Below are 18,178 nucleotides of genomic sequence, written 5' to 3' on the forward strand. Positions count from 1 at the left end.
GTCACCTATTCAAATGGTTTTTCCGCTGTCGATGACGATGACCTCTCCGTTTACGAAATCCGAAGCGGGAGAAGCAAGATACACGGCCGCCCCAACGTAATCATCCAGCCGACCGATTCTTCCGAAAGGATGGTTTTTGACTGTCTTTTCTTTTTTATCGGGATTCTCGGCGTAATACGCTGCCGTAAAATTCGTTTCTGTCGCCGTCGGGGCAATCGCATTCACATTGATTTTATATGGGGCCCATTCCAGCGCCAGCCCTTTGACCATATGAATCAAAGCCGCTTTGCTGGCTCCATACACGGAGAAGTTAGCTCCCGCTCTAATCCCGCCTGTGGAAGCAATATGAATGATTTTGCCGCGATGCTTATTGATCATTTCCCGTCCAATCGCTTTGCTCAGGTGAAACGCCCCGGTCAGATTGACATTCAGCACGTGATTCCATTCCTCCGTCGTCATGTCCAGAAGCGGCTTTCTTACCGTGGCCCCCGTACTGTTTAACAGGATATCAATTTTTCCGAATTCGCTAATCGTGAGCTCCGCCATGCGTTCTACTTGCGCCGGAGATGTGATGTCGACATGCAGAGGCATTGCGCGTCCGCCCAGCTTCTCAATTTGATGGGCTTGTTCTTCTGCCGCAACCAGATTGAGGTCGGCTACAACGATGGTTGCCCCGAATTCAGCCATACTTAAAGCGGAAGCTCCCCCGATTCCCCCTCCGCCGCCGACTACCAGCGCTATTTTGTTTGTTATATCAAACATTTTTTTACTCATATCTACCCCTATTATTCTCCCGACTTTTAACCCTTAATTCCTGTCGTAGCAATACCTTCAACAAAATACCTTTGTGCAAGGAAAAAAATGATCACAGGCGGTATCAAACAAACGATCGACATGGCCATAAGCTGGTTCCATGCTACATTTCCTGTAACATCCATCGACATTCTAAGCGCCAAAGAAACAGGGAATTTCTTAACGCTGTTAACATAAATCAGGACGTTTAAGAAATCGTTCCATCGCCAAACAAATTGAAATATGGCTATAGAAAATATAGCCGGTGTACACAAGGGCATTATGATTTTCCATAGTATTGTGAAAGAGTTACACCCGTCGATTCTGGCAGACTCGTCCAGTTCTTTAGGAATCCCGCGAATAAATTGCAGCATCATAAATACAAAGAAGGAGTACGTGCCAAACAAGGCAGGTATAATAAAGGGATTATATGTATTCAGCCATCCAAAATTTTTAAATAAAATATACCTCGGTATGATGATTACCTCATTTGGCAGCATCAATGTTGCGATAACCAAAGAAAACATCGTCTTTTTAAAAGGAAAATGAAATCTTGCAAAACCATAGGCAACAATACAGCTTGATATAATCGTAAATACAACGGTTGGTACAACAAGTTCAAACGTGTTGAGAAAAAACGTGCTGTACGAATATTGCCCGCTGCCCGCCCAACCCTTGATATAGGAATCTATTGTGAAATTAGAAGGTATAAGACCGACATTTGTGAAAATTTCATCATTTGATTTGAAGGAAGAAGCTAAAATCCAGAAAAGCGGATAGATCATAATAACCCCTATACCTATTAGCAATAAATAGATTAACCCTCTATTTAAATTTTTTGTCATTTTGAATCTTCTCCATCCTCATAAAATGTCCAGTATTTGGAAGACTTGAATATCCCTACTGTAAAAATCAAAATAATGATAAACAGAATCCAAGACTGTGATGAGGCATATCCCATTTTTGTAAATTTAAACGCATTCTCATATAGCATTAGCCCATATAAATACGTCGATTCCAACGGGCCTCCATGGGTAATTACATAGGCTGGTGTAAATTCCTGAAACGCATGTATCATTTGCATAATAAGGTTAAAAAAGACGATAGGTGTAATAAGGGGCAATGTAATTTGAAAAAACACTCTTACTTTAGAAGCTCCGTCGACTGTTGCAGCTTCATATAGTTCATTCGGTATTTGTTTTAAGCCCGCCAGAAATAATACCATTGACGATCCGAACTGCCATACTGCCAGCAAACTTATGGTAAACAAAGCTATACCCGGATCGCCCAGCCAATTGATTGCATGAATATGCAGCTTGGAAAGAAATAAATTTACGAGTCCCGTCGAATTAAACAAAAATCCCCACAAAATCGATATGGCAATACTCCCGCCCAAGATAGAAGGCAAATAGTAGGTTGTTCTGAAAACACTGATTAATTTCAACTTCATGTTTAACAACATGGCTATAATTAATGCAAATATCAGTTTACTGGGGACAGACATAAGAACATAAAGAAAGGTTACCTTTAACGACTGCAGAAATTTTTGGTCTTCCGTAAACATGTAAATATAGTTATCAAAGCCTACAAACTTCATCGGTTTGAGAATGGAGAAATCTGTAAATGAATAAACGAACGACAGGATGAACGGATACAGTTGAAAGACCAGAAAACCGATCAGCCAGGGAGCTACATAAAGCAATCCTATCAAACTTTGCTTCTTTATCCGTTTTGTTTTCTCTAACGCGGTACTGTTCATCGGAATCAACCCTTCTAAACAAATACTTGATAAAAATTAGGAGCTGCGGAGCAGCTCCCGGCCTGAAACAGTCGAGCTATGTTACTTCTTGTTCACTTCTTTTATTTTGCTTGTTACATCTTTTATGAGCCCGTCTGCCGTCTGTTCAGGAGTTAGTTTTTGATAGCCCAGCTTATGAACATAATCTTTTAAAATCGTATCGATTTCCGCATTCACACTAAGACTGTTCTCAGGAGTTCCCGCAAAAGGCAGCGCTTGCTCCACCATTTTAGCAATATTGGGATTAATGAGCTTTTGCTCCTCGAGCAATTTGGCCGTCGGTTGCACAGCCGGTACCCCGTTCACATCCTTCAAGATTAAAGCGGCTTCCTTGCTGTTCATGAACCAGCTGATAAACTTTGCCGATTCATCGATATTGGGCGATTTGGAATTTATCGTCAATAACATGGAAGGCGATGTGATAATACCCGGATTTTTAGCGTCTTTGGCAACAGGGTATCTTGCAACATCCACATCAAATTTCGACGCGGCTTCTATAGAAGGAATCTTGGACGCGGAAGTCGGATATACAGAGTATGTTCCATTTAACCAGCCCGGAGTTTGATCCGCATAAACACTTTCATACTGAACCGCTTCCGGAAACGGAGGAATCACACCGTTATCAAGCATGTTTTTAATATAGGTAAACACATCGACAAGGTCTTGTCTTGAAAAACCAAGCGAGCCGTCATCGTTAATAATGTTGTTTCCCGTTTTTTGTTTCAGCTGTGTCTTTAACAAATAAATATAGTGGTCATTATTTAAAAACATCATGTATTTCGTTTTATCGGCTTGATGCAGCTTCGTACCGGCTGCCATTAATGCATCCCAGTCCCAGTTATTATTAATATCAATTCCTGCATCAGTAAGCGCCTTTTTATTGTACAGCAACCCCATACCGTTGATGCCGAGAGGAAGACCCAGCAAATATTTTCCGTCGCCGCCTTGAGCCGCCGCAAATTTCATATCGAGTCCGGACATATCGATTTTATCTTTCATCGTATTCATATCTACAAAAGGCTTGCCGTTAGCAATCAGATCCGGCACCCATTTATAGTCAACCGAAACGATATCCGGAGCCGTGCCGCCTGCTAACTGGGCCAGCAGCTTTTGGTAATACTGCGCAAAGGCACCGTATTCCCCTTCTATTTTCACATTAGGGTTCAGCTTTTGGTATGCGTCAATAGCGGCTAAGATCGCCTTATTCCGGTCATCCGATCCCCACCAGGAATAACGCAAAGTAACTTGCTTCGAACCGGCATTATTGTCGGCCTTTTCTTGAGGAGCATCCGGTCTGCCGCATGCTGCAAGCTGTAACAAAATAATAAAAATAAGTGCAAGTAATAAGGTTTTTTTCATCTTTTTTTACCTCCGCTATAAAACAATAATTTGTACTTCCGTTTATACACTTGCAATTTCGTCATACAAGCGGCGCATCCTATTATTGATCACTCCCCCGTCCCAATCTTCTATTCAGGTCACTGTGAAGTGCGGTCAAACGATCGGCGTCCAGCAGCGTATATACTCGATGATTAAAGTCCGTCGTTTCAAACAATTCATTGAATTGGCCCGCTAATTTCATCAGATCATCCAGACTTTTGTTTAACAGCCTCTCAGCCCCCTTAGCGAAGATTGAATCGCTATTCTCCGGTTGCTCCAATTTATATTTAGTCAGGATGACCGAATGTACAACAGCTCGGAAGGCCAGCACATATCTTTCGAAATTTTCAAAGCAATCGATCAAATATTGATGCGCTTCATGTGTAATTCCTTTGTGGCCTTCTCTAACTTGAAGCAATAATTGTCTGACAAGAGCTAACGCTTGATCCTTTTCTACCAAAATAAATTCAACATTTGCTTCATCCGTGTTTAAAGCAGCCGCTTTGGCAGGCACCCAATCCTTTAAGCTGTTTTTCTCTTCCGCTAACCAGAGGGCGTGCTCGAAGCTTATCGGCAGCTGGCTTGAATCAGAAAAGACGCAGTCGTTCACATAAGGTGTTCTTTTCGTTACTTCCCAGGTTTGGCCGACAATACTCTCCACCCAAACCGTTGTATCCCGTTTTTGATCCGCAGTCAGATCCGGTTTGAAAAAACTTTTATCCTCCAGCCACTGCCGGTAAATAGCGGTACTGTCCGCATCCAAATCATTTGCCAGAGCCGAGAAAGCATACAAATTGATAAAATTTAAAGTGTCAAAGGAGGTATGCCCATCCAAGCTTTCCCAATCCGTACGTATAATCACTCCCGCGGCCCCGTTGTCCTTCGCCAGTTTCAATCTTCTTCTGTAGTCGTCCACCATGATCGCCGCGCCGATTCCCCAGCCAAAATACTGCCCCATGGAGTCGTATTCGATCCATTGCTCATGCCCGCCCATCTTTCCGATCCTTGGATTGTCCGGGAATGTCGGATAGAAGTCGTGCGGGGTGTTTTTCAACGCGAAGGCAATCTCGGTCGGCAGCTGGTCCATAGCGTCTGCAATATCATGGTGAGCTTTCGCATCGAATACGAAATCGCGTATGATCAGTTTCTTGCCCGCCGCATGAATCGGTTCAAACATCGCTAAAGCCAAGTTCTTAAACCATTCTTGCCGGGTTGTATGCTTACACAGCTCACAGGTACAGCGGTTGGAGGTGATGGATACTTTGCTTTCACCTGTAGCAGGCGCTGTAATGATCCCTGCTATATCCGGAAATTCCTCGAAAAACTCCTGAAATTTAATTTTGGTGAAATCCCACCAGAACGGCTCGTTTGCGCAAATTTTCCCGTCCTTCACCAGCTCCGGATAAAACTCGAGAATAATTTCCGGAAAATAAAGCTCCTTATTTTCTATGTACACTTCGATGCCTTCGCGTTTAGCCATTTCGATAACCCGTTTCAAATAAGCCCTGCGTTGATAAGGTCCGCTTCTTCGTGTAGGAGTGTATTTGTACAGCACGCGAAAAATATCCTGGTACCGCTCGAAGATAGTATTGTACTTTTTACGTATGGCCCCAAAATATTTTCCCGGATAAACGATCAGGTCGATCAGATCGTTCCGGTGCAGCACCAATGAGTTCAAGTTATGCTCTTTCATGAAACGAAGCGATTTCATAACCCAGTCGTAATTCCATGCATGTTGGCTATGTATTTCCAGAGCGCGAAATTTAAATTCAGCCATGAAAGTGATGCCTCCAATTCTTAAAAAATACGTTATTATTATGCGATAACATCAGAAAAACCATAATATACAAGGTTTTTCTGATGTTTAATGTTTGTCCATTAATAAAAATAATAACGTTTACTTTTTTATTGTAGGCGATTATTATTGTAAGATCAACAACTTTTTTCCATTTTGAAAAACTTTATAAAAACGTTTATTATTATAGTAATCGTTTTCAACGGAGGAAATTATGAAATGAGTGTAACGATAAAAGATATTGCGCGGATTGCAGGGGTAAGCGTGGCTACAGTATCCAAAGCTTTAAATAACAGCCCTCTGGTGAAACCGAGTACCAAACTTAAGATCAGCCAGATTGCCGAACAAATGGGCTACCAGCCGAACATAGCCGCAAAAAGTCTGGTCTCCAAAAAGAGCCGTACCATAGGAGCCGTCTGGCCGAATGTAGATAGAGCGACCTTATCTACTCTGGCGACAAAAATTAATCAGGAACTGAATCAATGCGGTTACTCCATGCTCCTATCTATCAATCCTGCGGAATCTGCTATTCAGTTATTCAATCAGATCCAGGTCGATGCCATTCTTGTGTTCGATCGAAGCGATCCTACAAGTTATGCCGGCCCATATACATCAAAAGTCCCCGTTCTTTGTTATGGGGAACCGGCAAGCAAGGGATTTCCTTCCGTTTATGTCGATAGGAGAAAAGCCATTTTCAATGCAGTTCAATACTTATGGGGTCTCGGGCACAAACGGATTACTTATATTGGCGATGTTTCAAACCGCAGGATCAGCCAACAAGAGAAATATCTTGGGTTCACCGATGGAATTATCGAGTTCGGTCTGCCCACACATCCAAAAATGACTGTCAACTCTAATGGATTGGACTCGCACGAGGGTTATATAACAGCCAAACAACTATTGGCATCCTCCTATAAGCCGACCGCGATTATCAGCGGTTCCTATGATCTCTCCGTGGGTATACTACGGGCTTTGCAAGAGGAAAACATACGGATACCCCAGGATATCTCACTCGTCAGCTACGATAACATTCCCCAAATGGACAAGCTCCCCGTTCCCTTGACGGCGGTAGGCGGGCCGATTGACATCATCGCTAAAAAAGTGGTCGAATCGATTCTTCTCATGATTGAAACTCAGGAGCAGCTGCCCCTGATCCAAACTGTTGAGCCCGAGATTATCGAACGCGATTCCTGTCGTCCTCCGGTTTCGGAATAGCAAGATTCATGACATAAAACCTGGCGGAAAGATCGCCGCCAGGTCTTGTTATGGTGGAAACAACGGCTACCTCCCGCTAAAAATGAAATTTCAATTCACCCCTTCACGCTGCCCACCATCAATCCGCGAATCAAGCTTTTGGAAAAAACGGCAAAAAAAATCAGGACCGGCACCGTCGCAAGAGCAAGCGCCAAAATTTTGGCGGCGTAATCATTTCGGTACATATTTCCCAGCATCGAGATGGCAAGCGGGATGGTATAAAGCTCCGCCTTGTTCAAAACGACCAACGGAACGAGGTAATTATTCCAGGAGTGCAAAAACAAAATCAGAAAAATGGTCACGAGTGCCGGTGTAATATTCGGTAAAACCATCTGCCAAAAAATTCTCAGCTCGCCGCAGCCATCCATCCTGCAGCTTTCCATCACCTCATTCGGAATAGCCGTTTTAATAAACGACATGAGCCAAAAAACGGCAAACGCATTCACCATCGGAGGCAGGATCAGCGGCCAATGGCTGTTGATCATCCCCATCCATTTCATTTCCACCACAAAGCCTATGAGTCCCAGCTGATTGGGGACGGCCAATGTGCCGATGACGACCAGGAGCAGCATGTTTTTCAATTTAAAATCGTACTTGGCGAATGCAAACCCGGCCAGCGCGCTGACGAATAGGCCTCCGGCCGTCGCTATAATGGCAATATACAGACTGTTTCCGTAGAAACGGGCAAAGTCGGTGGCCATAACCGTCTTCCAGTTTTCCAATAAATACGTCCCGGGAAGGAGCTTCAAGCCTGTAAACAGATCTTCATTAACATACGTTCCCATGATCAGCATAAAATAAAACGGCGTTAAGGAAAATACCGCAAATAACAGCATGATCAGGTACATGAGTCCTTTGTTCAAGCGTTGGATCGTCATGCTTCATTCCCCCCTGTTAAATAATTTCAACGTCAGCATGGACAACACGAACATGAGAACAAAGGTGCCGTAAGCCATCGCAGAGCCGTAGCCGAAATTGAAATTGGAAAAGGAAATCTCATAAAATTTCATAACGATTGTCATGACGGAGCGGTCCGGGCCTCCGAGCGGCGTGGAAAACAGCAGCTTGGGTTCGTCGAACAACTGGATGCCGCCAATAATACTTGTAACAACCAGGAAGGTAATGACCGGTTTAAGCAGTGGAAGCGTAATTTTAAAAAAAGCAATCCTCGCCGATGCGCCGTCTATGGAGGCGGCTTCGTAAATATCTTCCGAAATCGCGGATAAACCGGCAAAAACAATAACCATTAAATAACCGAAATATTTCCAATAGACCAGGATCAGGATGACAAAGCGGGCTCCCCACACCGTACCCAGCCAGTTGATGGGATTGGCGGCGCTCTGAAACGATTGCAGCAGCATATTAACGGTGCCCGCCTGCCAGTCAAACATGATTTGAAACAAAATCGCAACTGCAACCGGAGTTGTAATATAGGGCAGGAAGTGGATTAACTTTAACGCCCCTCCCCATTTCCCTTTGAAGGAGTTTTTGATGATTGCCGCTAATAATAAGGCTGTAAACAGCTGCAGCGGAATAGCGACGACGATTAATAAAAAAGTGTTTAGCAAAGCCTGATAAAACGACATATCGGTCAATAAAACGGCATAATTGTCCAGCCCGACAAATTGAGCTTCATTAAAACCATCCCACTTTTGAAAACTGATGTAAAACGAGTATAAAATGGGAAACAGGCTGAATACGCCAAACAACAAAAAATAAGGACTAAGAAAAAAATAGGGCTGTATGTTTTTCAATCGGATTTGCATAAGTACACTCCGTTCCAACATGTTTTCCTATGGAGAAGGAGAGGAATGCATTGGATACGATCCCGCAGCATTCCTCGCAGTTTGACGTTCTATTTTTTTAATTCCGGCACCTGCGATAATATATCTTTTTCCATCGAGCTGATCAAGGTATCGACGGAAAGGGCTCCGTCCTCGTTCGAGTTCATTGTTTTTACCGCCAAATCGATGGCGCCAATGATTTCCTTATCATATTTCGTTACAGGCGGGCCGACGATCACACTCGGAGCAATTTCCGCAAATTTTTTCAAAACGTCTTGTCCTCCGAAGAAGGCGTCCGTTTTGGAATAAAATTTCGGATCCTTGTAGGTGGATTTCAGGGTGTTGAAGTATTCCAGATGGTCCCGATTGGAAATCGCCCCTTTCTCCGACAAGTACATCCACTTGATATATTCAAAGGCCGCTTGTTTGTTTTTTGCTTTTTGCGGAATAGCGACAATAGTGCCTCCGTTTAAAAATCCGCCGCCAGGAGCCCCCATAATTCCCCAATTGCCCGATCCGTTCTTATCATTTGCCTTGATTCGATATGTCGGCGCCCAGGTAGCGGCAGGATAAAAAATATGCTTTTTGGCCGCATAGGAGGCCAAATAAGCGGGTGGCGCCCCTCCTTCAAGCTTATCTACAATACCCGCTTTTTGCATGTTTAACGCCAGGGAAAAGATCGGTGTCAGCGATTCTTTAATGTTCAGCTTGCCGTCTTTAACCAATGGTATGGTGTTCTGCCCTTTCGCAATGCTGATGATTTCCGACACTCCCGTAAACATAAATACCGTTCCGCCCGATTGCTCCTTGACCTGTTTTCCTTTTTCCGTAAAAGCATTCCAGTCCTTCAACAGCTTTTCCAGCTCGACAGGATCGTCCGTGCCCAAATATTTTTTGGCCAAATCCCTTTTGTAGGAAAGCCCTGCAAACGGCGGCGATACTTCAATCCCTACCAGCTTCCCTTCTTTGGTCGTAGACAGCGGAATCATGAAATCGAGCAAATCTTCTTTTTTGACATTGTAAGGAGCACCGGATAAATCTTCCCAGATGTTGAGATCGATCAGTTTGCCGCGGTTCGCGCTCTCCAGCCAGACAACGTCAGGCAGGTCCGCCCCTGAAGCCATAGCAGTTTGCAGCTTCGTAACCATATCCCTCGATTCGACATTCGTAAAAGTTACATCGATGCCCGGGTAATCCTTGTTAAAGTCATCGATAATTTTTTTCTGGTTGTCTCTGGGCTCCCAAGTCCACACGGTTATTTGGGCTTTCATATCCTTTGGATTCGAGGGCGAAGCAGCCTGCGGATTGCTGCCGTTCGGAGAACTGGATGGCTTGGAATCTCCCCCGCCACAGCCTGCGAGTAATGCGAAACAAATGCTGAGTACCGCCAATTTGCTGAAAACGTTTGCTTTCTGCATTGTTCAATAACCTCCCTTTTTGATAGAGCAGCCTGATGTGAACGGCCTTTATTAATGTTAGGCTCATTGTAAGCACTTTCAAATATAACGTTTTTAATAAAAGTTGCACTTTTTTTATAATGATAGAAAGAATAAGTTTCAGCGGAGCTGAAGCTTTCTGTCATTTCAAGAAAACCTACCTTTAAATCGCGGTCGCTCATCTTGGAAAGGCCTCGATAGAGGTTTTCTTACATCGTTTCAAGCTCCAGCGGTAGCGTAAATGAAACCCGGGTCCGATTTGCGGAATTGCTCTCGATTTGCAGCGCGCAGTGTTCGCCGAAATGAATTCGCAGCCGCTGATTCACATGATGAAGACCGATATGATCGATGGATTCCGATATATCCCTGGTCAGCATTTTTTGGATGTCCGCCATCCGTTCAGGTGAAATGCCGATACCGTTATCGGCTACTTCAATATGCATCATATCTTGATCCCGCCGTATCGCTAACGATAACGTACCTTTCCCCTTCCCCGGCAAAATACCGTGAAAAATGCTGTTTTCCACAAGCGGGTACAAGATCATCCTGGGGATTTTACACAGCATCAATGAGGGATCGACATCTAACATAAATTCAACCTTTTCTTCATAGCGGTAATGCAAAATATCGACATAGTTCTGAATATAAGTAATTTCTTCCCGTATCGTCACCATTTCGTCCGGCTGCATTTTAATCGTTTGCTGCAAAATCATAATAAACGATCGGGTTAATGTGATAATATCGTCGGCTCCCGTTTGTCTTGCCAAGTAAATCACGCAGTTTAAAGTGTTATAGATGAAATGCGGATTGATCTGCTTCATCAACAGCTGCAATTCCAGCTGCCTCTCCTTTTGTTCCTTTAGTTTCGACTCATCCATACTCCGTTTAATATCCCTCACCATGGAGTTGAATCCGTTGGCCAGCAGCTCGATCTCGTCTCCGGAACGAATGTGGATTTCTTTGTCCAGCTTCCCCATGGAAACCTCCTTCATCGCCCTGTTCAACTGCATGATGGGTCTGGTTACTTTGTTCACGACCGGAAACATGAGGAGCATAAGAACCGGCATGCATATACATAAAATCAGCATAAAACGGAAGCCGATATTGCGGATCTCCGCGTTTATCGTATGTTCCGTAATGGAGCCCACTAATGTCCAATCCGCTCCCGCAATCCGTTGAACGATGAAATGACGTCCGTCCTTAAGCAAGGTTCCGGGCGCCAGCTCTCTTAAATCGGTTAACAGTCCATGCACGTCTTTCCCCGCTGCGCTGGTATAAATCATTTGATCCGGCCGAATTAAATGCAGCTCATTCATACTGCCCATTTTTTGTTGGAAAATTTCTTCCAGAACTTCGTATTTCAAATCAATGACCAGCTTGCCCAGCACCCTTTCCGGGTTGTACTTGTCATGGATGGTGATGATGTAGCTGATCACCTTGGAGACCGAATTCGGGTGGGAAGGTCCGACGGAAAAATGCACGGCAGTGAAGCCGGATGCTTGCTCCGCTCGCGCAAATTCGGAGTACCAATCGCTATTACCGGAAAAACCGGAGTACTTGTTGCTTATGATCCGGTTATTGCTGCCAATAATATAAATATCGTCGATAACGTTGTCGCGAAGCGCAAAATACATGCTTAGCTGCTCGTCGATTTTGCGGATGTTCGTATAATAATCGTATTCGTTCATCGAATGGGAATCTTTGATTCTCAGCGCCTCTTGGATTTTCTCGTCGATAATAATATTTTTGGCAAATTGTTTGGAGTAGTCCAGAAAATAATGGATCTGCTGCCCCAGATTAGCAACAATGACGGTATTGTCTTTGACAACAATTTGCGACAAAATGCCGTACATGTAGGCGTAGATCGAAATACCGCTGAATAACAAGGCCAGAAATAGAGCTATGAATGAAAGCATGGCGATTTTGGTCTTGATGCTGAAGTTGCGGAATCTCATTATTCGCGGCTCCTGTATTCGTAATCGGAAGGATTTTTACCCGTAATTTGTTTAAAGATACGGCAAAAATATGCGGTCGTCTGGTAGCCCACCATATTCCCGATTTCATATATTTTGTAAGATCCGGTCCGCAGCAGAGCTTCGGCTGTATGAACCCTGTGCTTGGCCAAATACGACTTATACGTTTCGCCGACCTCTTTCTTAAACAACAGACTGGCATAAATAGGGCTTACTTCCATGACGCGAGAAAGCTCCTCCAATCCGATGTCCTTGTTGAAATGGGTGTGGATGTAATGAAGCGCTTTCAGCACCTTTAAACAATATTTGTGGTTATATTCTTGACGAAGTTTATCAAACAGAATAAGAAACCAGTCATAGATCTTGTAAACGCTGCCCAACCGGTACACTTCCTCATGCATCTTATAGGGGTCGTACTGATCGGCCCGCTCCCGATTACGCTCCGAGACAAAATCGCGGACAAACAGCAGCAGCCCGTCCACGGCTTTATTCAGCATAGTAAGGTCCTGCCTTTCTACCGTATGGTCAAGCAGCAGTTTTTTCAAACAGACTTGCACCTGCTCGTATTCGCCTTGATAAAAATGGTGCTTTAAGCGATCAAGCGTTGTTTTTTGGAGGGTAAGCCCGCTTAGTCCGGAAGATTCAGGCGGAATGCCCGTCACGATCGCCTGACCTTTGTAAAACACCTTATACTTCAATTTAGCCGCTGTCTGCCTGTATAAGCCCGATATGGATTCACCAGGCGATGAAAGTCCGCTTACCGCCACCGCAGCTGTCATTTGATGCTTCATTTTCATGCTTGCCTGAATGTTGATAACCATGGTACGCACTTCCTGCATCATCTGGCTTTCGCCGGCTGCACCGTCCGCTTTAAGTATGCATACGTATTCACGCTCGGCCATTTGCATCAATTCCCATAGTCCGGGCCCGGTCATATGATCGCCGATAATACTCGAAAACTCGCGCTCCGAAAGGACTGGCACGGTCATGGATGCTTTCTTCTCCGATTCATGTTCGTCCTCTATATCAAAAACGATTAAAATAAAGCTTCTCTTCAAAATAGTCAAATCCAATTTATCCAAAAGCTCTTGTTCCGCTTCCGCATCCATATTACTCTGCATCAGTTGTATCATTGTCTTGCTGCGTTCAATTTTCCTCTCCTCCCCGATCTGCTCGAATAACTTGTTCAGGTAATCGAATAAAATAACGCTATCCATTTCGTGTTTCAACAGGTAAGCGTGTACGCCGAGATGAATTGCTTTTTGGGCCAAGTGAAATTCCGCATACGAGGACAACAAAATAATTTTCGTTTCTTTGCTGTCCCTCAGAATACATTCGGCCAATTCAATCCCGTCCATTAACGGCATTTTAATATCGGTAATGACGACATCGGGACGGTGCTCGTTAAACTTTTCCAATGCTTCCTTGCCGTTTGCGGCTTCCGCCACGATCTTGTACGCCTCGTCCGCGCAGCCGATCATATATTTGAAATCTTTGCGCACAATCGATTCATCGTCCACGATCATAATTTTAAGCAACATTTTCACCCCGTTTCCTGGAATATTCCGAGACTGCATATATTTATCCGATTACGACTTTATCGGGTTAAGACCCCCACCTCTAAGGTGGGCCTTGAATCAGGTGGGGTTGAGTCCCCATCTGATTCCCCGATGTTCAGCAAAGCTGAACGAGTTCACTTAGACGCGTTCCGGTATTTTAGAGGAGACAAACCCACGGTATTAAGAAAAAATTTGCTGAAATGCGCCGATGAGGAGAAATCAAGCTTCGTTGAAATTTCTTCGATGGTCAAATCCGTATTTTGCAGCAGAAGCTTGGCTGTACGCGCTTTTATTTTCGTAAAATATTCCCGTGGCGCAATACCGTACACTTGTTTGAAGCAGCTGCTTAGGTAAGACCGGTTCACGCCCACATGCTTGGCCAATTCGTTGATCTGAAGCCGTTCACCGCTGTGCAGCTCCAGCTGATAGGCAACCTCGTGCGCCAAATTGATCTGCGAGGCGTTCATTTTGTTATGTTCCAGCAGTTTTGTATCCTTAATAAAGTAATCCGCCAACAGGCCGATAAAATCAAGAATTCGCATCTGCATCCGCAGCAGTATGACCGAGGAAGCCAACCGTTCCTCCACCTCTTTGATCAGTGAATCTTCATGCTTGATCAAGGTTTCGCCAAATTCTTCGATAAACCCCTTTACCCAGCTGCTGACGGAAAATATTCCGGCCTGATCCGACTGCGTGCGCTCCTGTGACGGAATCAACGGGTTTGCCGCGATTTGAAAAATAGTTTGCACCTCCTTCATATCCACATCGAAATGGAATACGAAAAACTCGGTATCTTCTGAGAGAGGAGCCGTATGGTGGTATAAACCGGACTTCACGATGAGCGAATCGCCTTCCTTAAGCACAAAGGGTTGGCCGTTAACCCACTGTTCCATCGAACCTGAAGCGCAATAAATAAATTCAAATATAAAATGGCGGTGATTCGGGTAAGTCCAGCCTTTTTCAACCTTTGCATAATGCAAGCTTTCCAGCAAAATTGAGGTATACAGTTTAGGGATACGAAACAGTTGTTCCATAAAACACCTCCACATAAGAACAAATATATAATATGTTTATAATACACACAACAAATATATAAAAATAACAAACATATGTAAATGGCTTTTTTATTCCCGTCTTGCTACCCTTAACCTATCCACAGAAAAAGGAGCTGCGAATATGTCTGAGCAAGTTATAGTTATGGGAAATCCGGGTAAAAGAAGCGTCGAGGAAGCGTCCTCTATGATTAAAAGGCTGTATTTTATCGAGCGCGAGCTCATGCGGACATTAGGAGGCTATGTCGTTAACGTGAGCGATTGGGAGCTTAAAAAAACGCTGCCCAGACATATTTGGGAGGATTCCTTGCGGGCAGATGCCTTGAGAACCCGGGTGCTTGAAATGCGTTATCCCCGGCGCGATGTCGATAAAGATCACGATCCGAAGCTGGAGCTGTTCCTCTCTTCGCTGATCCGCTGCAGCAACGATTCGGAACTGCTTGCAGGCGTGTACTTGGTGACGAAAGAAGCGCTGCTTGCTTTATATGAGAGCTATTTGCAGGATGCCGACCCGCTTGACGATGCCCCTACGATTGCATTTATGAAAGGCTTTATCCCTCAAATACAACACCAGTTGGCGGAAGCCCGAACGATTTATTCACAATTAGCGGAAGACAAATCCGAAGCCGGGCAGTGGCAGAGGCTGCTGGAGCAATTTCTGATCAACAGCGGAGGATTGTCAGGCAAGGATCACGGAAGCGGTGAAATTCCGGCATCCATCGCGGGTCGCAGCGATTACGTGCCGCCGCTTGCTCCAAAACGCGATCCGCGCTTCACATCGGCCTTATACCATATGCCGCCCAGGCTGCCCGAAAAGTTTATTGAACGACAAGTATGGCAGGGGATCAATCATGTCAATGAAATATGGGCTGCGGAAATTCCCGATCTGGTCCTTTGGAAATGGAACGACATGCCGTGGGAGTTTTATTTGGAATGCGCCCGGTGGGCCTATGACGAATCGCGCCATTGTATGATGGGGGAACAAAGGCTGAAGGCCTGGGGCTTTGAAGCCGGCGTGGATTATCCCGTTATAGCCGATCATTACCGGTCTGTATCGGATCAAGGAGAATTGGCGGTTTTGGCTCTGCTGCACGCGCTGGAGACGAACGGCCCAAGCTGGAAATCCGGTTTGAAGGCGGACTTTGAAGCCGCGGGAGATACGGCAAGCTCGCAAGATTTCGATTATGATTGGGCCGATGAAAGCATCCACCTGCTGTATGGATACAAATGGGTGCTGCACCGGCTGGACAATGATTTGGACGCGTTGGAGGATTATAAAATAGAAGTCAAAGAAACGTGGCAAAGCTGGATCAAGCAGCGGCATCAGGAATGGAATTATGAACCGTTCAATTCCCGGCTGCAGCAGAAAATCGCGGAGATTGAGGCGAGACTTCATGGCTGATTTTACCGTGCGTTTGATGCCCTCGAATCAAAGCTTTACAGTCAAGAACGGCGAGCTCATTCTGGATGCGGCCATCCGGCAAGATATCGAAGTCCCCTACTCCTGCAGAAATGGAACATGCCGGACTTGTTTGTTCGAGGTGAAAGAAGGTTACGTCCAGCAAGAGGATGCGGATCTATGCATGATTTCCGAACAAGAGCTGGAGGAGAACCGCCGTCTGATTTGCATGAGCTTGTGCAGGAGCGATGCCATTCTTGAGAAGGCTTCGCCCCGCAGACGGCGACAAGTCTAGTTTGCCGGGGCAAGTAGGTCTGTAAAGTGAACTCGTTCAGCTTTGCTGAACATCGGGGAATCAGATGGGGACTCTACCCCACCTGATTCAAGGCCCACCAGCATTTGGCGGCGCGTTCGGAAACGAGCACCTTATAGCGAGGTATTTTTACCATGCTGAACCTCACTCAAGGTGCCCGAAAAAAGACAGAGCCGCAACCTCATTGTTGCGGTTCTGTCCGTTTTCGCTTCATCAATAACGCCTAGTCTACTTGCCGGACTTGATGGCGTCGTCGGATTTTTTCTTCATGTTTTTGATCGCGTCATCGACGGATTGTTCCTTCAGCAGCGCCTTTTCCGATTCTTCGGTCATGATCTGCAAAATTTTGGCCGCTCCTTCAGTCCGTACGCGATCCAAATTGCGGTGCATCGGGTTGTTCAGCACGTACTTCTTGAACGAATCCAGATCAAACAGCTTTTCGCGTTTGTCGCCGAGGAAATACTTGGTAATATCGTCGGTATTCGCTTTTTTCCAGGCCGGAATACGCACGGAGTTGATCATCGGATAGTAACCGTCGGTGGCGTAATATTTCAGGAACTGATATGCCGCTTCCTTGTTGCTTGCCTGCGGCGACATGGAAATCCATTCGCGCAAACCGCCGCTCCATACTTCACTTTGCTCAGGTGTTAACGTAGGCATCGGCGCGAACGCGGTCACGAAATCGTGCGGGTTTTTCTCGGGATCGCGGATATCCCGCAGCAGCGAGTTGTAGTTGTTGATCATCGCTACATGGCCTTTCGTAAACTCGGAGGACATGTCCATTTTGGAAGCCTTCATCTCGATCAGCGGCACTTGCGACTGGTCGATGTTTTCCATTTGGTAGCGGATTTGCAATGATTTCAGGAACGCCGGATCGTCGAAGTTGGACTCCGGTTTGCCTTCCTTGTACGTGTAGTCGCCGTTCAGCAGCGTTTGTGCCGGGCTGGCCCAGTGATATCCCGCCGTCGCCTCGATGGAGCCGTAAATCTTGTTGTTGCCTTCGCCTTTGGTCAGCTGCTTGGCGATTTTCATATAATCGTCCCAAGTCCATTTGTCGGGAATTTTAATGTTAGCGGCGTCTGTCATATTTTTGTTGTACATGATAAATGCGTTAGAGCCGCCAAGCGTAGGCATAAAATAGCGCTTGCCGCCCGTTTCGTACGGATGCTTGCCGAAGTTTTCCTCAAGATTGAAATTTTCCTTGTCGAGGAATGGGTCAAGCGGCTCCAGCAGCTTGCTGGAAATCCGTTTTTGCATCGTTTCCCAAGCGTAATTGATGTACACGTCGACGTTTCCGGCCAGCAGCGCCGCTTCCAGCTTCGTATTGCCGCTGTCGTCATTCACGAACCGGGTGTAAGTGACCTGGATGTCAGGATGCGCTTTATTCCAAGCATCGACCAGTTCCTGCGGTCCGGTTTCCGGCGGAATGGCTCCCCAGAAATTCAAGTGGGTCACTTTCTTTTTCGGCTCGGCTCCTTGCTTCTGATCTCCCGACGCGGCTTTGTCTCCGTTGCCGCATGCCGCTGTAGTGACTATGAGCGCAATTGCCAGAACGCCAAACGATATTTGTTTTAAATGCGTTTTCAAAATGTACTAGCCCCTTTCCGTTTCTGTGATGTTACCAACCGGCTTCATGCGCCTTG

The 18,178-nt window shown here is 45.4% G+C and carries 15 protein-coding genes; 3 read left to right on the plus strand and 12 right to left on the minus strand.

Annotated elements, in window-relative coordinates; all coding sequences use genetic code 11:
* Nucleotides 1-9 precede the first annotated feature (9 nt).
* From E1757_RS19900 to E1757_RS19920, 5 genes are all read right to left on the minus strand, one after another.
* Nucleotides 10-774: an SDR family NAD(P)-dependent oxidoreductase gene (locus tag E1757_RS19900; protein ID WP_133231344.1), complete on the minus strand. Its 765-nt coding sequence runs from the start codon at nt 772-774 to the stop codon at nt 10-12.
* Nucleotides 775-800: 26 nt separating this feature from the next.
* The gene (locus E1757_RS19905; protein ID WP_133231346.1) at nt 801-1,637 is read right to left on the minus strand and encodes a carbohydrate ABC transporter permease; all 837 of its coding nucleotides are present in this window, start codon (nt 1,635-1,637) and stop codon (nt 801-803) included.
* Nucleotides 1,634-2,551, minus strand: coding sequence for a carbohydrate ABC transporter permease (locus E1757_RS19910; protein ID WP_133231348.1), 918 nt, complete (start codon nt 2,549-2,551; stop codon nt 1,634-1,636). The genes E1757_RS19905 and E1757_RS19910 overlap by 4 nt, the downstream gene beginning before the upstream one ends.
* An 81-nt stretch (nt 2,552-2,632) precedes the next feature.
* The gene (locus E1757_RS19915; RefSeq protein ID WP_133231350.1) at nt 2,633-3,949 is read right to left on the minus strand and encodes an ABC transporter substrate-binding protein; all 1,317 of its coding nucleotides are present in this window, start codon (nt 3,947-3,949) and stop codon (nt 2,633-2,635) included.
* An 82-nt stretch (nt 3,950-4,031) separates the two neighbouring features.
* Nucleotides 4,032-5,747, minus strand: coding sequence for a hypothetical protein (locus tag E1757_RS19920; protein WP_133231352.1), 1,716 nt, complete (start codon nt 5,745-5,747; stop codon nt 4,032-4,034).
* A gap of 237 nt (nt 5,748-5,984) precedes the next feature.
* On the opposite strand from E1757_RS19920, the gene E1757_RS19925 reads away from it, so the two are divergent.
* Nucleotides 5,985-6,980: a LacI family DNA-binding transcriptional regulator gene (locus E1757_RS19925; protein WP_133231354.1), complete on the plus strand. Its 996-nt coding sequence runs from the start codon at nt 5,985-5,987 to the stop codon at nt 6,978-6,980.
* Between the two features lie 95 nt (nt 6,981-7,075).
* Here E1757_RS19925 and E1757_RS19930 read toward each other — a convergent pair whose 3' ends face one another.
* From E1757_RS19930 to E1757_RS19955, 6 genes are all read right to left on the minus strand, one after another.
* Nucleotides 7,076-7,897: a carbohydrate ABC transporter permease gene (locus E1757_RS19930; protein WP_133231356.1), complete on the minus strand. Its 822-nt coding sequence runs from the start codon at nt 7,895-7,897 to the stop codon at nt 7,076-7,078.
* A gap of 3 nt (nt 7,898-7,900) precedes the next feature.
* Nucleotides 7,901-8,785, minus strand: a complete 885-nt coding sequence (locus E1757_RS19935) for a carbohydrate ABC transporter permease (RefSeq protein WP_220446510.1) — start codon at nt 8,783-8,785, stop codon at nt 7,901-7,903.
* An 89-nt stretch (nt 8,786-8,874) separates the two neighbouring features.
* Nucleotides 8,875-10,221 (minus strand): ABC transporter substrate-binding protein, encoded by a 1,347-nt coding sequence (locus E1757_RS19940; RefSeq protein WP_133231360.1) that lies wholly within the window; start codon nt 10,219-10,221, stop codon nt 8,875-8,877.
* Between the two features lie 227 nt (nt 10,222-10,448).
* The gene (locus E1757_RS19945; RefSeq protein ID WP_133231362.1) at nt 10,449-12,194 is read right to left on the minus strand and encodes a cache domain-containing sensor histidine kinase; all 1,746 of its coding nucleotides are present in this window, start codon (nt 12,192-12,194) and stop codon (nt 10,449-10,451) included.
* On the minus strand, nt 12,194-13,753 hold the full coding sequence (locus E1757_RS19950) for a response regulator (RefSeq protein ID WP_165972190.1): 1,560 nt from the start codon (nt 13,751-13,753) through the stop codon (nt 12,194-12,196). Before E1757_RS19950 ends, E1757_RS19945 begins: the two co-directional genes overlap by 1 nt.
* 152 nt (nt 13,754-13,905) lie before the next feature.
* Nucleotides 13,906-14,805: a helix-turn-helix domain-containing protein gene (locus tag E1757_RS19955; RefSeq protein ID WP_165972191.1), complete on the minus strand. Its 900-nt coding sequence runs from the start codon at nt 14,803-14,805 to the stop codon at nt 13,906-13,908.
* A 142-nt stretch (nt 14,806-14,947) separates the two neighbouring features.
* On the opposite strand from E1757_RS19955, the gene E1757_RS19960 reads away from it, so the two are divergent.
* Nucleotides 14,948-16,225, plus strand: a complete 1,278-nt coding sequence (locus E1757_RS19960; RefSeq protein WP_133231368.1) for a DUF455 family protein — start codon at nt 14,948-14,950, stop codon at nt 16,223-16,225.
* Entirely contained in the window at nt 16,218-16,517 is a 300-nt protein-coding gene (locus E1757_RS19965; protein WP_165972192.1) for a 2Fe-2S iron-sulfur cluster-binding protein, read from the plus strand. Before E1757_RS19960 ends, E1757_RS19965 begins: the two co-directional genes overlap by 8 nt.
* A 246-nt stretch (nt 16,518-16,763) precedes the next feature.
* On the opposite strand, the gene E1757_RS19970 is transcribed toward E1757_RS19965, so the two are convergent.
* The gene (locus E1757_RS19970) at nt 16,764-18,122 is read right to left on the minus strand and encodes an ABC transporter substrate-binding protein (protein ID WP_165972193.1); all 1,359 of its coding nucleotides are present in this window, start codon (nt 18,120-18,122) and stop codon (nt 16,764-16,766) included.
* Nucleotides 18,123-18,178 lie beyond the last annotated feature (56 nt).

The organism is Paenibacillus piri (assembly GCF_004354045.1).
Lineage (GTDB): Bacteria > Bacillota > Bacilli > Paenibacillales > NBRC-103111 > Paenibacillus_S > Paenibacillus_S piri.